Below are 15,498 nucleotides of genomic sequence, written 5' to 3'. Positions count from 1 at the left end.
CGCTGGCAGCCAGCGATGCCGACGCCATGCCGGTCCGCCGCGGGCGCGCATTGGCGCCCAGCACAGGGCGGCGGCCGTGGACATTCTACGTCCTGGCGACACTATTCACCCTTTATGTCATCGCACTCTATGGACCGATGGTCTGCATCTATATTCTGTCGTTCCAGGATGTTCGCGGTGGCCTCGTGTTTCCGATGCGCGGATTGTCGCTGCACTGGTTCGTTGATCTTTTCACCCAAGTGCGGACCGGCGACGTCAAGGGCGCATTCAGCCGCTCGATCCGGCTCGCCGTAGTGGTCACCCTCATCACGGTCGTGATCTCTTTCATGTCCGGCCTGGCGTTCCGCAAGCGCTTCGCCGGTGACAGTGTGGTGTTTTACCTGATGATCGGCAGCCTGGTTGCGCCCGGCCTCGTCCTCGGCATCGGTGTCGGCCTGATCTGCAATGTGCTTGGCATCGAGACCAGCTGGTACACGACCGCGCTTGGCGCGCAATTGTCCTGGACGCTGCCGTTCGGCGTTCTGGTGATGTTCGCGGTGATGTCGCGGTTCGACAGCGCCTGGGAAGAAGCGGCGCGAGATCTCGGCGCGAGTCCATGGCAGACGACCGTTCTTGTCATCGTCCCGATTCTGGCGCCGGGCCTGGTTGCGGTAGCCTTGTTCGGCTTCACGCTGTCCTACGACGAATTCACCCGTACTTTGCTTACCGCGGGCTCGCTCAACACTCTCCCCCTGGAGATCTGGAGCATGACGCTGAACGTCACCTCGCCGTCGCTCTACGCGCTCGGCACCGTGACAACCCTGATCTCGTTTCTCATCATCGGCGTTTGTCTCGGAACCATCGCGCGCATCCAGAAGCGGCGTGCGGCTGGGCCGGCGGCACACTAGGGGATCAAACGCGAAAATGGCTGTCGAAAACGGAAGCATCGAACTGGCGGGGATCGTCAAGAGCTATGACGGCACTGTCAGGGCCGTGGACGGCGTCAATCTCAAGATCGTCGACAGCGCCTATTGCTGCATCCTGGGCCCGTCCGGCTGCGGCAAGACCACAATCCTGCGCATGATCGCCGGCCATGAGGATCCAACCCATGGAGAGATCGTGATCGGCGGTCAAGAGGTCGTCGGTCTGGCGCCGGTCGAGCGGCGCACCGCGATGATGTTCCAGTCTTACGCGCTATTTCCGCATCTGAATGTCCGCGACAACATCGCGTTCGCCCTACGGGTGCGCGGCATGTCGGCGGCGGAACGGCGCAAGGCCGCCGACGCCATGATCGAGAAGGTCAGGTTGACGGAACTGGCCGATCGGCTGCCGGCGCAGCTGTCGGGAGGTCAGCAGCAGCGCGTTGCGTTGGCGCGGGCGGCGATCACCGGCCCGAAGGTGTTGCTGCTGGATGAGCCATTGTCGGCGCTCGATGAACAGCTTCGGGTTCAGATGCGGCAAGAACTCAGGCGGATGCAGCGCGATCTCGGCATCACCTTCGTCCACGTCACTCACACCCAGCTCGAGGCGATCGCGATCGCCGACATGGTCGTGGTGATGGAGAAGGGCAAGATCAAGCAGGCAGGACCGGCCCGCGAGGTCTATGACCAGCCGCGTGATCGCTATGTGGCCGAGTTTCTCGGCGGACAGAACGTGCTTAGCGGTCGGATCGAGCGGATCGAAGGCGACAGCGCTGTCATCACTGCGCAGGAGATGCGCGATGTCGTCGTGCCGCTGGGCTCGCGGCGGACCCTGTCGGCCGGGGATCGTGTGAACTTCGCGATCCGCCGCGACGATGTCGACCTGTCGCGCCCTGAGATCGCCGCCGGCAGCGAGCGCGCCAAGGTTCCGAGCCGGGTCCGCGCCATCGAATACCAGGGCAACTTCGTCAAGGTCATCCTGGACAACATCGGCAGCGACGAATTGATCGCCTATGTGCCGGACCGGGTCTACTACCGCGATCCCTTCTCGGTTGGAGACGTGGTGATGGCGGGATGGGAAAAGGACAAGACGCGGATGCTTGCGTGAGCAAGCCGGCCGGTCGAAAGATGTAACAGGAGGAATGCGCATGAATGTCGAAATATTGGTCAACGGCAAGAAAGTGAACGCGGATATTCCGGCTTCTCTGCTGCTATCTGAGTTCCTGCGCGAGACGCTCGACCTCACAGGCACGCATGTCGGCTGCGACACCTCGCAATGCGGCGCCTGCGTCGTTCATATCGACGGGGTTTCGTTCAAGAGCTGCACCCTGCTGACGGTCGCCGTCGACGGCAAGTCCGTTACATCAATCGAAGGCCTGGCGAGGACGGCCGGTGCCGACCTGCATCCGATGCAGGAGGCCTTCCACCTCAACCACGGCCTGCAATGCGGCTTCTGCACGCCCGGGATGATCATGAGCGCGGTCGATTTCGCCAGGCAGACGGCGAATCCCACGGAAGGCGACGTGCGCCACTGGCTCGAAGGCAATATCTGCCGTTGCACGGGCTATCAGAACATCGTCGCTGCGGTGCTTGCCGGCGCCGCTGCCATGCAGATTAAGGCCGGAGGCTGATCATGAACGCTCATACGGGTATTGGCGCCTCGATCCTGCGCAAGGAAGACCGCCGGTTCATCACCGGCAAGGGCAATTACGTCGCCGACATCAAGCGGCCGAACATGGCGATGGGCGTGTTCCTGCGCTCGCCGCACGCGCACGCGGTCATCAAGGCCGTTGACATCAAGACGGCTGCGGCTATGCCCGGAGTCGAAGCAATCTTTACCGGCGCGGATCTTGAGGCGGACCATATCGGCGGCTTGCCCTGCGCCTGGGGCGTCAGCAACGTCGATGGCACCCCGATGAAGGAGCCGCCACGCTCGGCGATGGCGGTCGACAAGGTGCGGTGCGTCGGCGATGCGGTGGCGTTCGTGATTGCCGACACGGTCGAACAGGCCCGCGCGGCCGCGGAAGCGATCGAGGTCGATTACGGCGTTCTGCCGGCCGTGGTCGGTGTGCTCGACGCGATCCGCCCAGGTGCTGCCAAAGTGTTCGACGACATCCCCAACAATACCTGCTTCGACTGGGAGTGCGGCGACGCCGCGGCGACGGCAGCGGCGTTCCGGAATGCCGCGCATGTCGCCCGGATCAGTCTGGTGAACAATCGCCTGGTCGGCAACCCAATGGAGCCGCGCGCGGCGGTGGCGGAATATGATTCCGGCCGCGATCATTACACGATGTGGACCACCAGCCAATTCCCGCATGTGGTCAAGGTCCTGATGGGCAACTTCGTGCTCAAGATCCCGCAGCACAAATTGCGCATCGTGGCGCCCGACGTCGGCGGCGGCTTCGGCGTCAAGCAGTTCCTGTACGCCGAGGAGATCATCACGACCTGGGCCTCGCGCAAAGTGGACAGGCCGGTCAAATGGGTCAACGAACGCAGCGAGGGATTTCTATCCGATGCCCATGGACGCGACCATGTCAGCGAAGCTGAACTGGCGCTGGACGAAACCGGCAAGTTCCTCGGCCTCAAGGTGCGCACCATCGCCAATATGGGGGGCTATCTGTCGACCTTCGGCCCGAATATTCCGACCAACCTCTATGGCTTGCTGCTGGCCGGCGTCTACACCACGCCTGCGATCCATTGCGAAGTCAAAGGCGTGTTCACCAATACCGTACCGGTCGACGCCTATCGCGGTGCCGGCCGTCCTGAGGCGACGTTCCTGCTGGAGCGTCTCGTCGATATCGCGGCCAGCGAGATGAAGATCGACAAGGCGGAAATCCGGCGCAAGAACATGATCGACGCGTCGCAATATCCCTATCAGACACCGGTCATCCTCAAATACGACAGCGGTGACCCCAAGGCCTGCCTCGACAAGGCGTTGGAGATCGCCGACTGGGGTGGCTTCGCCGGGCGCAAGGAAGCATCCAAGGCACGCGGAAAGCTCCGCGGCGTCGGTCTTTGCACTTATGTGGAGGCCTGCGGCCTGGCGCCTTCGCGCATCGTCCAGTCGCTCGGCGCCCGCGCCGGCATCTTCGAGAGCGCCACGGTGCGCGTCCACGTCACCGGCGACATCACGGTCTTGATCGGAACGCACAACCACGGCCAGGGCCACGAGACCACTTTCGCACAGATCGTGTCGGAGAAATTATCCGTTCCCACCGACAAAATCGAGATCGTGTTCGGCGACACCGACAAGGTCCAGTTCGGATTGGGCACCTATGGCTCGCGATCCCTGGCGGTAGGAGGCACCGCGCTGGTCAAGGCTACCGACAAGATCATCGCCAAGGGCGCCAAGATCGCCGCCCACATGCTCGAAGCGGGAGAGCGCGACATCGTGTTCGAGAACGGTGCGTTCGCCGTGCAGGGCACCGACCGGTCCAAATCGTTCGGCGATGTGGTCGGCGCGGCCTATGGCCTGGTCAACTTCCCGGTCGACGTGCTCGAGCCGGGCATGGAAGAACAGGCGTTCTACGATCCGGTGAATTTCACCTTTCCCGGCGGCGCTCACATTGCCGAGGTCGAGATCGATCCGGATTGCGGCTCGGTCGAGCTCGTATCCTATGTCGCGGTGGACGACATCGGCACGGTGATCAACCCGATGATCGTCAAAGGGCAGTTGCATGGCGGTATCGCCCAAGGGGTTGGCCAGGCGCTGTTCGAGAACTGCGTCTATGACGAGACATCCGGCCAGATGCTGTCGGCGTCATTCATGGACTATTGCATGCCGCGCGCCGACAACCTGCCCAACATGCAAATTGCGACCCAGTCGACGCTGTGCACGCATACGAGCTACGGCGTCAAGGGCTGCGGCGAAGTCGGCACCATCGGATCGCCCGCAACCGTGATCAACGCCGTAGTCGACGCTTTGTCGCATCTCGGCGTCAATCATGTCGACATGCCGGCAACGCCAAGCCGGATCTGGCGCATCATTCACAACAGCGCCAATCAGCTGCGCGCGGCCGAGTAGGAGGGAACCATGAAGGAGTTTTCATATTACAAGCCGGCCACAGTGTCCGAGGCGGTCGCGCTATTGGCGGCCAGCGACGAGAGCCGGTTACTTTCCGGCGGCATGACGCTGTTACCGACGATGAAGCAACGGCTCGCATCGCCAAAGGCAATCGTTGACCTCGCGGCACTGCCGGGGCTCGTCGGCATCACGATCGGTGGCGGCAACGTCGCCCTTGGCGCCATGACGACACATGCCGAGGTCGCGAATTCTGCCTCGGTCAAGGCCGCACTTCCCGCGCTTGCCACGCTGGCCGGCCTGATCGGCGACCCGCAGGTCCGCCACCGCGGCACCATCGGCGGATCGATCGCCAATGCCGACCCGGCAGCGGACTACCCGGCAGCCGTGCTGGGCCTTGGCGCCACGATCGTCACCGATCGTCGCGAGATCGCGGCGGAGAGCTTCTTTAAGGCGATGTTTCAGACCGCGCTTGAACGCGATGAGATCATCCTGGCCGTGCGCTTTCCGATCCCGGACGCGGCAGGTTATGCCAAGTTCAAGAGCCAGGCATCACGTTTCGCGCTGGTCGGTGCCTTCGTGGCGCGCTTCGGCAGCGCGGTGCGGGTCGCGATTACGGGCGCCGGGCCGGTGGTGTTTCGATCCCAGGACATCGAGGATGCACTGGCTTCGAATTTCTCACCGCAGGCGCTGGCGCGGATTTCGATTGCGCCCTCGGGACTCAACTCCGACATCCACGCCGACAGCGAATATCGCGCCCATCTGGTGGTCGTGATGGCCCGTCGGGCTGTCGAGCAGGCCATGATCGAACCGTCGTGACGCAGCCAGCTATTTCAGGCCCCATCGTCGCTGCAAAGCGCTCGTTCGATCTCGCGCGCCTGTCCGCCACCGATCTGATCGCGGGTTATCGCTCCGGACGGTTCACGCCGGTGGACGTCATCGAGGAGGTGATCGGCGCGCTGCGGGCGACCGATGCGCTGTGCAATATCGTGGTTACCGAAATGTACGATGCAGCCCGGACCGACGCCGAGCGTGCAGCGTCGGCCTGGACCTCGGGCGAGGTGGCTGGGGCGCTGACCGGCGTGCCGGTCACCATCAAGGACCTGCTGTTTGTTGCCGGAGTCGGCGCCTATGCTGGTGCGCCGACGCTGGCCGGGTTCGTGCCGGATCAGGATTCGGCGGTTGTCTCGGCGCTCAGGTCCGCCGGCGCGGTCCTCACTTGCAAGACCACGACCTGCGAGTCCGGCTACAAGCTGACGGCCGATAGCCCGCTGTCCGGTATCACCCGCAATCCGTGGCGCCTTGACCGCACCAGTGGCGGGTCGAGCGGAGGCGCCGCCGCGGCGGTAGCGGCTGGCTGCGGTCCCCTGGCGATCGGCACCGATGCCGTCGGCTCGATCCGTGTCCCCGCGTCTTTTTGTGGCGTGTTCGGACTTAAGCCGACGTTCGGCTTGGTACCGCGCTCGCCGAGTTTCTTTCCGCCGTCGTGGGGCTCGCTTGCCCATACGGGTCCGATCGGCCGCACCGTCGCCGACGTTGCACTGCTGCTCGGAGTTGTCGCTCAATATGACCAGCGCGACGCCGTTAGTTTGCCGGTCGAGAAACGGCAGTTCCGCCCCTTGCAGAGCTCGCTTGCTGGCTTAAGGATTGCCGCCAGCCTCGATTTCGGCTTTGCGGCGGTCGCGCCATCGGTGGCCAACGCCTTCACGGAGGTCACGAACGTGCTGGCGGATCTCGACGCCGAAATCATCGAACTCAAGACCCCGCTGGGGACGCGGTTGCTGGAAGACGTGCTGCAACCGATCGGCTTCACCGAGCAGGCCGCGGCGGTGATGAATCGCGAGGCGGCGGACATGGCACTGTCAGAGAGCGAGTTTCGGTCCGTGGTTGCGAAGGGCCGGAAATTCCGCGGCATCGACTACGTCGAGGCGCTTCACAAGCGGGCCCAGCTGCGCGGCCGCTTCCTCGAGATATTCAAGAATGTCGATGCCGTGATCACGCCGACGGTCGCGGTCACGGCATTCGAGGCTGGCACCATCGGCGTCGACACGATTGACGGGCAGCAAGTCGACCAGCACCTGGGCTGGTCGCCGTTCTCCTGGCCGATCAATCTTGCCGGGCTGCCCGCCGCGACCGTGCCCTGCGGCTTCGATGCAGAAGGGATGCCGATCGGCTTTCAGATCATCGCGCCGTGGCTGGGCGAGAGCACCATTTTCCGGATCGCCGCTGCGTTCGAACAGGTGCGGCCCTGGGCCGGGCATTGGCCAAGTTTCGCACAATAGTATCTGCGAAGGCAGCATCTTCGTAAGCGGCAGTAAATCGAGCGCCGTTTTATTCGGCGGCATCAGGGAGCGATTGGCGCAGCGAGGCGCTGGCCGTCTCGGCGGCGAATTCAATGCGGCCAGAATCCGAGCCAAGATAGCTCTCAAGATAGTTATATAGCGCATCGATGGCAGCGAGGTTGCGGCCAGCCGCATGGTAAAGCAAGAGGTCAATGGGCGGCAACAGCGGAAAACCCTCGTTGACGCCGATTTCCCGCAAGCCTGGTATCAACGCGCTGCGACCCAGCACTGTTACAGCCATGCCCGCGACAGCGGCCGCCTGCAGCCCGACGGCGCTGGCGCTGACACAGGTGATCTTCCAATTGCGACCAATGCGCTCCAGCTTGTCGATCGCGTGTTCGCGATAGATGTTGCCGGGTGGCAGAACCGCGATCGGCACCGGATCGGCGCGATGGGCGTCGGAATCCGTGCCGACCATCCAGATCAACTGCTCTTGGCCAACGACCTTGCCGCCGGAGAAACCCTCCATCTTTGTAACCAGCGCAAGATCGATCTCGCCGCGGCGGACAAGTCCAACCAGTGGTGTCGACAGTTCGCAGCGCAGTTCGACCTGCACCTTTGGAAATGCCCTGCGAAAGCGGCTCAGGATCGCAGGCAGAACAAAGGCAGCGTAAAGGTCCGGCGTGCCTAGAACGACGGTGCCCTCGACATCCGGCGATGACAACCGCTGCAGCATCTCATCGTGAAGGCGGAGGATCGACTTTGCGTAAGACAGTACGAGGTCGCCGTCGTCGGTGAGAAGTTGGCGGCGGCCTTCGTGACGCAGCAATGTCTTGTTGGTGAGTTCTTCCAGTCGCTGCAGCTGCAGCGTGATGGCGGGCTGGGTTCGGCCAAGCTGGCGTGCGGTAACGGTGATACTGCCGCTCTGGACCACCGAGACGAAAGACCGCAGCATGCGAATATCGAGGCTTATCAATGGCATTTCCAAATCATCCCCGAGACGGAAGAACCATGCATTTATTGTGCCACTGGGAAGCGACCATGTGTCAGTCTCCATCTGCGGACCGAGGCCTTGCTTCGAGCCAGATCTCCTTAGGTGCCGTCGCATTGATCATGTCGTCGTAATCCGCAGCGATCCGAGCATGACCAACCGCAACCAGGACACCGGCAGCCCACTCCACCAGAAGCAATTGAAGATTTGCTTTGCCGATGAATGAAGAGGACGGCGCCGAGTCCCCGGCCTTGGCCCAGATCAGCTCGAGCTGCTGCGTTTCATCGTGCGCGGTAGCCGGGCCCGAATAATTGCGTGTCATGACGCGCGATCAGCTCGCCAAATAGTCCCGCGTGATCAAGGAAATGGGGATCGCCAACGAATGGAGCCGGGTGGCCGGGCCACGCACACTCCAAATTGTTGTACGATCATTCGCATCCCTCACGAGCATTTCGAGAGAGTTCTGGGAATTAACCGGACCAAATCAGTCTTAAATTAGCCTGCCTTTCTTGCCGTGTGCACATTGCGGGCCTATACTGGACGTTGCGCAGGTCATGGCCCTCAGCCAGCCCGCGCCCTCCGTTGATGATGGGCTGAATGATCAAATGGTCGTGACCAGCGTCCCCCAGGAGCAGAAAGCTGTACCGCGCTCGGCCGCCAGCAGCTTGGTGGCCGTGCTGCGCAAGCATTCGATGTTTTGCGGCCTCGATCCCGAGGCGCTCGACCAGCTCTGCCGCTATGCCCGACATTCCACCCTGAAGCGGGGAGCGACGATCTTTTCCAAGGGGGATCCTGGCAACAGCCTGATTGCGGTAATCAGCGGCACGGTGAAGATCAGCATCTCCTCTGCCGATGGCCGCAGCGCGATTTTGAATCTGATCGGTGCCGGCGAGATTTTCGGGGAAGTCGCGCTGCTAGACGGGCTGGCACGTACCACCGACGCCATTGCCAGTACCAATTGCGAGATTTTCGTCATTGACCGTCGTGAATTCATTCCCTTTGTACGCAGCCAACCGGCGCTGGCGATGAAACTGATCGAGCTGCTTTGCACACGGGTGCGATGGACCAGCAACCAGGTCGAGGAAGTCATTCTGCAAAATCTGCCGGGCCGGCTCGCCAGCGCGCTGATTCGCTTGACCGACAAATACAAGCTCGCGCCCGGCGGCCGATCGATCGCCATTACCCAGCAGGAAATCAGCGAGATGGTCGGCATGACCCGCGAGAGCATCAACAAGCAGTTGCGCGCCTGGGCTGCGCGCAACTGGGTGCGGCTCGAACACGGGGCCATCGTGGTGCTGAAGGTCGAGCCGCTTCAGGCGCTGATCGAGGCTGGCGCCGCCAACGACGGCGATTTTTAGGGCACGATCTGCAAACGGCTCCCCTGGGACTTGACCCTGGGGGCATCGGCTTCCTTTGCACAAACGAGAGGCATTTGCGCTGAGATCATGCTCCTCAGCGCTGATTAAAATATAGACAGATCATGCCGATCTGATCGCACTAACGAGCGCGCTGGGATCGTGACATGGCGCGCGTTACCCAAATGCTTCTGGGGCGGCCGGACACACCCGATGCGGTTGGTTCCCGACCCAGTTCCGAATGCTTTCTTAAAGATGTGAACCAGCTCACAGTGAGCCACCGCACGCTGCGCTAAGTCACGCTGGAGGGACATTCGCATTGTGGAGGCAGCCATGCATGGCAAATTCGACAGATCAGGCAAAAACATCAAGCGGGCCCACCTGAATTGGAACTGGAATGTCGCAGTTTTAGCTTTACCCACCCTTCTGGCGATCGCGATGGTCGCGTTGGCTCTGACAGAGCCGGCCGCTTCAACCTGGATCGCGGAAGCGGCACAGGCCGAGTTCGCGGGTTCCATCTCGACGTCGGAGCCCGCTCCGACGCAACTCGCCAAACCGGCCGGCGTTATCAGGACTGTCAAGGCGAACTGAAAGGCATCACAGCAGCACCGGGCACGCGCGTGAGCAAGTAGCTGCTCACCGCAGTGCGTGCCGCGGCAGCCACAGCGACACCTGCGGCAGATAAGTGACCAGCATCAACACCATGAACATCACGGCGTAGAACGGCCAGATCTTTCGCATCACCTGCTCGATCGTCACCTTGCCGACCGCGCATCCGACGAACAGGATCGATCCGACCGGCGGGTGACATAACCCGATGCCGAGGTTCAACAGCATGATCATGCCGAAGTGAACCGGATCGACGCCGAAGTTTTGCATCACCGGCAGCAATATCGGCGTCGCGATCAAAATCGATGGCGCCATGTCGACGAGGGTGCCGAGCACCAGGAGCAGAATATTGATCAGAAACAGGATGACGTATTTATTGCTCGAGATCGACAGAAAGAATGCCGTCATTTTGGCCGGCATCTGCGTCAGCGCCATGATGTAGCCGACGCTGGAAGCACATGCGATCAGCGTCAGCACCATCGCGACCGTGCGCAGGGTCCGGTGCAACAGCACGGGCAGGTCGCGCCAGCGATAGTCGCGGTAGATGAACATGGTCACGAAGAAGGCCCAGACGCAGGCGACGGCGCCGGCTTCGATCGCCGTGAAGATGCCGCCGAGAATGCCGCCGAGAATGATGACGAGCGTCACCATCCCCCAGGCGGCGTCTATCGTGATCTTGAGCGCGTCTTTTGCCTGGGCGGTGTGGCCTTGCGGATGCTTGTCCCGGTAGGCGATGACGAGACAGAGAATGATCAGCGAGAAACCGAGCAGCAGGCCGGGAAACACGCCGGCCATGAACAGCGCGCTGATCGAAATCGTGCCGCCGGTCGCCAGCGAATACAATACCGCGTTGTGGCTCGGAGGCACCAGCAGGGCCTGAACCGAGGCGGTGATGGTCAGATTCGTCGCGAACACGCGCGGATACCCGGCTTCTTCCATCTGCGGGATCATCACCGAGCCGATCGCCGAGGTATCGGCGACGGCGGAGCCGGAAATGCCGCTGAGGAAGGTCGTGGCCAGCACGTTGACGAGGGAAAGGCCACCGCGCAGCCGGGTGAACCCGACCAGAACGTCAGCAAACGCCACCAGCCGGCGCGCCATTCCGCCCTCGGCCATGATGGCGCCCGCCAGCACGAAGAACGGTATCGTCAGCATCGCCACCTTGCTGACGCCGTCGGAGATTTTCAGCATCACCGCTTCCAGGGGAATGCCGATAGACCATGCGCCGGCAATCGCGGCCAGCGCCAGCGAATAGGCTATGGGCATGCCGATCAGAAAGCAGACCAGCATCGTCGCCAGCAGAATAAAGATATCCATCGATGGCTCTTCCTTGGGGTCAGTCGAACGGTGCGGCTTGCGGGTGTTGGGCGAGCGGGTCCATCGGTGCCCCGAGAAAAATCCGTTCGATGACGAAAAGCAAAAGACAGACGCCGCCGACCGGAATCGGCAAATAGGTCACGCCCACCGACAGGAATGGAAAATCCGCGATGGTGTTGTACCAGGTGACTTCGACAAGCCGGCCGCCCCAGACGATCATGAAGCCTGCGATCAGCGCCATCAGCAGCTGAACCAGGAGATCGAGCAGACGGCGGAATGGGGCCGGCAACCGGTCGGCGAAGTAGGAGACGTTCATGTGCTGATTGAGCCGATATCCGGCGGCGGCGCCGATGAAGGTCAGCACGATGGTCAACAGCACCGCGAGCGGTTCAGGCCATGACGCCGCGCTGTTGAGCACATAGCGGGTGAACACCGCCCAGGGAATAACAGCCGAAATCAGCACCAGCGCGGTGCAGCCCGTGATGACGCACAAAAGATACAGGGTATTCATCGCGCGGCGATATGATCCGGCCATTTTCTCATGCTTCCCGATTGCCAACAAGATGCGAGGCGTGCCGCTCGCAGCGTGCTTCGAGTTACGCGCCGCAAACAGCAGGCCGCTGCGCTATCCGACCGCCTGGATGCGGCCGATCATGTCCTGATATTTGGGGCCGTATTTGTCCCACACCGGCTTGACCGCGTGCTGGAACGGCGCCTTGTCGGCGATCTCTACAATCTGACAGCCGGCGGCTTTGGCCTTGTCCATCGCCAGCTGCTCATACTTGTTCCAGAGCTCGCGTTCTTCGAGCTGGGCCTCGCGGGCGAATTTTTTGAGCAGATCCTGATCTTCGCCGCCAAGTGAGGTCCAGGCGCGTTTCGAGAACACCAGCACCTCGGGAATGATCAGGTGCTCGGTAAGAGAATAGTATTTTGCCGCGGTATAGTGATTACTGAAGACATAGCTCGGCGGATTGTTCTCCGCGCCGTCGATGACTCCGGTCTGCAGCGCGCTGAAGACCTGGTCGTAGCCCATCGCGACGCCATTGCCGCCAAGCGCATTCATCATGTCGATGAAGATCGGATTGCCGATGACGCGGAATTTCAGGCCTTTGATGTCTTCGATCCTCTCGATCGGTCTTTTGGTATTGTAAAGGCTGCGCGCGCCGGAATCCATCCAGCCCAATGCGACCAGTCCCGCATTGGGACTCGCCGTGATCTTGTCCAAAAGCTCCTGACCGATCGGCCCGTCCATGATCTGTTCGGCATGCGCGGTGTTCCTGAACAGGAAGGGCATGTTGACGACGTTGATATCGTCGACGATCGGGCCCATCGACCCCACGCTGACGCGCAGCATCTGGATCGCGCCGATCTGCGTCTGTTCGATGGTTTCTTTCTCGCCGCCCAGTTGCATCGACGGATACATCTGGACCGAGAGCCGACCATTGGTGGCGGCCGCGAGTTTTCTACCGAGATTCTCGGTCGCGACCACGGTCGGATAGCCCGGAGGCTGCACGTCGGAGGCCTTGAAAACCGATTTTCCCTGCGCCCGCGCGGACGGTGGCGTCAGCCCCGCCGCTGCCGCGCCAAGTCCGGCACCCAGCTTGATGAAGTCGCGTCGTTTCAAGAGCATCCTCCCCGCGTGTGTTGTGATAAGATTTCTCCGACCGGCGATGCGCCGGAATAGCTTAGGTTTTGCGAAACTTGTCGACCATGTCACGGAATTTCCTGACATTTTCCTCGCCCGCATAATCCGCGATCCGCTTGTACGCCGGTTCCATCTTCGCACGGAACGGCGCGAGGTCGGGTCGCGTGATCTGCATGCCCGCCCGCTGCAGTTTGTCGATCTGATCGGACTCGGAATCGGCCATCAGCTTGCGCATCAACTCGCCGGAATTCCTGCTCTCTTCCCGGAAGATGGCCTGCTGATCCCCGGTCAGCCGTTTCCAGCTGTTGACGCCGATGGTATGGATCATGTTGTTGTAGACGTGCCGGGTCAGCGCCAGGTGCTTCTGGACCTCATAGATCTTGTTGAAATAGATCACCGCGACGGGGTTCTCTTCGCCATCGACCACCTTCTGGGACAGCGCGAGATAGAGCTCCGGAAAGGCGATGGCCTGCACGACCGCGCCGAGCGCCTCCATTGAGGCCTGGATCTGCAGCTCGGGCGGCGTGCGTATCTTCAAACCCTTGATGTCATCGGGCGTGTTGATCGGACGTACGCTGTTGGTGACATTGCGAAAGCCGTATTCCCAATTGCGCAGCAGGATGAAGCCCTGCCGTTCCGCGAGCGGGGAAAGCCACTCCATTGCCGGGCCGTCAAGGATCGGGAAAGCCTCCTCTGGCCCGTTGAAAATGAATGGAAGCTCGATGGTGGCGAACGCCTTGTCGTATTTGTCGAGCTGGCCCTGGGTCGGCAGTCCCATATCGATGGTGCCGAGCTTGATCTGCTGCGCCTGTTCGGGCGGACCACCGAGCTGGTTGTTCGGAAAGATCGCTACTCGGATCGCGCCGTCGGTACGCGCTTCGATGCGGCTCGCAAACTGCTTTGCGGCGATATTCGCCGGATGGCCCTCTTCCGCGAAATGCGCAAAGCGCATCGTCATGGCCGCCGCGCGGGCGAGGGTGGGCGCCGCTATCGTCAAGCCGGCCAGCCCCGCGCCGGTTTTCAGGAAATGCCTGCGATTCATTTGTATCCTCCGGTTTTCCTTGAGCATCATCGCGCCACTACCCTCGAAAGCCGAAATAGTGGGGCAGTAGCAGCGTCAACCACGGCACGAAGGCCACCATCAGTAGCCCAGCTACCAGCATGACGAGGTAAGGCAGCATCGCGCGCGACGCGGTCTCGATGTTGCAGCGCATGACGGCGCAGCAGACGTAGAACCCCACGCCCGCGAACGGCATGAAGCCTCCGATGCCCATGGCGATGATCAGGACCAGGGCGTAGTGCAGTTCGCTCAGGCCCAGTTTGCCCGCGATCGGAATCAACAGCGGCGCAAGCACGTTGAGGGAGGGCAATCCTTCGAGCAGCACCCCGACCAGAATGAGAAGAACGATCGAGCAGATCATAAAGATCGCCTGGCTGTCGCCGGCCGACTGTAACAACGCCACCAGCCGCTGCGGGAGATAGGCCACCGTCAAGGTCCAGGAGAAACTCGATGCCGCCGCAAAGATGAAGAGCAGAACGCCGGTGAGGGCCGCGGTATCGATCGCAATGCGGATAAACCCCTGCACGGTCATTTCGCGGTAGACCACGGACGACAGCACAAGGCCGTAAAGGACGGCACCGGCCGCAATCTCGGTGGGGGTGGCAATTCCGAGCAGGATGCCCGCCAGTAGCGTTCCCGGCATCAAGAGCGGCAGAATGGCGGTAAGGCCCGCGCGGGCAATGACGCCGGCGCTGGCGCGCGGCGTCCGCGGCGCCCCGGCGGCGCGGGCGCGCAGGTAGATCAGGGCCATTAGGCACAGCGCCATCAGCGCCGCGGGCACCAGGCCGGCGATGAACATGGCGCCGACGGAAACACTGGTGATGGAGCCCACGATCAGCATGGCAATGGAGGGAGGAACTGTTTCACCCATCACGGCGGAAGCAGCCAGGACGGCTGCGCCCTCGGCTGTGCCATGACGCTCGCCGAGTTCATCGCGCATCACGGTGCCGACCGCCGCCACATCGGCGGGCTTCGAGCCGGACAAGCCTGAGACGACGTACATGCTGACGACCGTGACCTGAAGCAGGCCGCCCCGCATATGGCCGACCAGAGCGTAGATGAAGCGCACCAGCCGGATGCTGATCCCGCCGCGCTCCATCACCAGCCCTGCGAGAATGAAGAACGGTACTGCCAGTAGAATGAAGTTGCCGGTGCCGTTGACCATGGTTTGCGGCAGCACCACCAGCGAGGCCGTTCCGGTTCCCCACAGATAGGTCGCGGTCGACAACAGCAAGACGAAGCCGACGGGAACGCCGGCCAGGATCGCGATGAAGAACAGGCCGAGCGCCGCGACGATGGCGGCGTCCTCTCCCAGCAAG

General features: G+C 62.0%; 15 protein-coding genes. 8 read left to right on the top strand and 7 right to left on the bottom strand.

Going from position 1 to position 15,498, the window contains the following annotated elements; genetic code table 11:
• The first annotated feature begins 26 nt into the window (after positions 1-26).
• The 6 genes from ABSG20_RS13755 to ABSG20_RS13730 are packed head-to-tail and all read left to right on the top strand — an operon-like array spanning position 27 to position 7,202.
• Positions 27-887, top strand: coding sequence for an ABC transporter permease (locus ABSG20_RS13755; protein WP_423865052.1), 861 nt, complete (start codon positions 27-29; stop codon positions 885-887).
• Positions 888-903: 16 nt separating this feature from the next.
• Complete coding sequence (locus tag ABSG20_RS13750; RefSeq protein ID WP_423865050.1) at positions 904-2,007, top strand: ABC transporter ATP-binding protein; 1,104 nt, start codon at positions 904-906, stop codon at positions 2,005-2,007.
• Between the two features lie 40 nt (positions 2,008-2,047).
• Positions 2,048-2,530: a (2Fe-2S)-binding protein gene (locus ABSG20_RS13745; protein ID WP_423865051.1), complete on the top strand. Its 483-nt coding sequence runs from the start codon at positions 2,048-2,050 to the stop codon at positions 2,528-2,530.
• A 2-nt stretch (positions 2,531-2,532) separates the two neighbouring features.
• A complete protein-coding gene (locus ABSG20_RS13740; protein ID WP_423865049.1) occupies positions 2,533-4,923 on the top strand; it encodes a xanthine dehydrogenase family protein molybdopterin-binding subunit in 2,391 nt (796 codons plus the stop codon).
• A gap of 9 nt (positions 4,924-4,932) precedes the next feature.
• Positions 4,933-5,739 (top strand): FAD binding domain-containing protein, encoded by an 807-nt coding sequence (locus tag ABSG20_RS13735; protein WP_423865048.1) that lies wholly within the window; start codon positions 4,933-4,935, stop codon positions 5,737-5,739.
• On the top strand, positions 5,736-7,202 hold the full coding sequence (locus ABSG20_RS13730) for an amidase (RefSeq protein WP_423865047.1): 1,467 nt from the start codon (positions 5,736-5,738) through the stop codon (positions 7,200-7,202). Before ABSG20_RS13735 ends, ABSG20_RS13730 begins: the two co-directional genes overlap by 4 nt.
• 49 nt (positions 7,203-7,251) lie before the next feature.
• On the opposite strand, the gene ABSG20_RS13725 is transcribed toward ABSG20_RS13730, so the two are convergent.
• Together ABSG20_RS13725 and ABSG20_RS13720 are read right to left on the bottom strand one after the other, a co-directional pair.
• Complete coding sequence (locus tag ABSG20_RS13725) at positions 7,252-8,184, bottom strand: LysR substrate-binding domain-containing protein (RefSeq protein ID WP_423865046.1); 933 nt, start codon at positions 8,182-8,184, stop codon at positions 7,252-7,254.
• A gap of 64 nt (positions 8,185-8,248) precedes the next feature.
• Positions 8,249-8,515: a hypothetical protein gene (locus ABSG20_RS13720; RefSeq protein WP_423865045.1), complete on the bottom strand. Its 267-nt coding sequence runs from the start codon at positions 8,513-8,515 to the stop codon at positions 8,249-8,251.
• A gap of 289 nt (positions 8,516-8,804) precedes the next feature.
• On the opposite strand from ABSG20_RS13720, the gene ABSG20_RS13715 reads away from it, so the two are divergent.
• Both ABSG20_RS13715 and ABSG20_RS13710 read left to right on the top strand, forming a co-directional pair.
• Entirely contained in the window at positions 8,805-9,551 is a 747-nt protein-coding gene (locus ABSG20_RS13715; protein ID WP_423865044.1) for a Crp/Fnr family transcriptional regulator, read from the top strand.
• Positions 9,552-9,881: 330 nt separating this feature from the next.
• Positions 9,882-10,139, top strand: a complete 258-nt coding sequence (locus ABSG20_RS13710) for a hypothetical protein (protein WP_423865043.1) — start codon at positions 9,882-9,884, stop codon at positions 10,137-10,139.
• A gap of 45 nt (positions 10,140-10,184) precedes the next feature.
• Here ABSG20_RS13710 and ABSG20_RS13705 read toward each other — a convergent pair whose 3' ends face one another.
• The 5 genes from ABSG20_RS13705 to ABSG20_RS13685 form a co-directional block, all read right to left on the bottom strand.
• A complete protein-coding gene (locus ABSG20_RS13705; RefSeq protein WP_423865042.1) occupies positions 10,185-11,474 on the bottom strand; it encodes a TRAP transporter large permease in 1,290 nt (429 codons plus the stop codon).
• Positions 11,475-11,493: 19 nt separating this feature from the next.
• A complete protein-coding gene (locus tag ABSG20_RS13700; protein ID WP_423865041.1) occupies positions 11,494-12,009 on the bottom strand; it encodes a TRAP transporter small permease in 516 nt (171 codons plus the stop codon).
• A gap of 90 nt (positions 12,010-12,099) precedes the next feature.
• Entirely contained in the window at positions 12,100-13,098 is a 999-nt protein-coding gene (locus ABSG20_RS13695) for a TRAP transporter substrate-binding protein (protein WP_423865040.1), read from the bottom strand.
• A 61-nt stretch (positions 13,099-13,159) separates the two neighbouring features.
• A complete protein-coding gene (locus ABSG20_RS13690; protein ID WP_423865039.1) occupies positions 13,160-14,161 on the bottom strand; it encodes a TRAP transporter substrate-binding protein in 1,002 nt (333 codons plus the stop codon).
• Positions 14,162-14,198: 37 nt separating this feature from the next.
• A partial coding sequence (locus tag ABSG20_RS13685) for a TRAP transporter large permease (RefSeq protein WP_423865038.1) occupies positions 14,199-15,498 on the bottom strand: 1,300 nt, incomplete at its 5' end.

The organism is Bradyrhizobium sp. (assembly GCF_049512235.1).
Taxonomy (GTDB): Bacteria; Pseudomonadota; Alphaproteobacteria; order Rhizobiales; family Xanthobacteraceae; genus Bradyrhizobium.
Note: the sequence above shows the minus strand (reverse complement) of the source record. Positions and strands in the feature narration are given on the sequence as shown.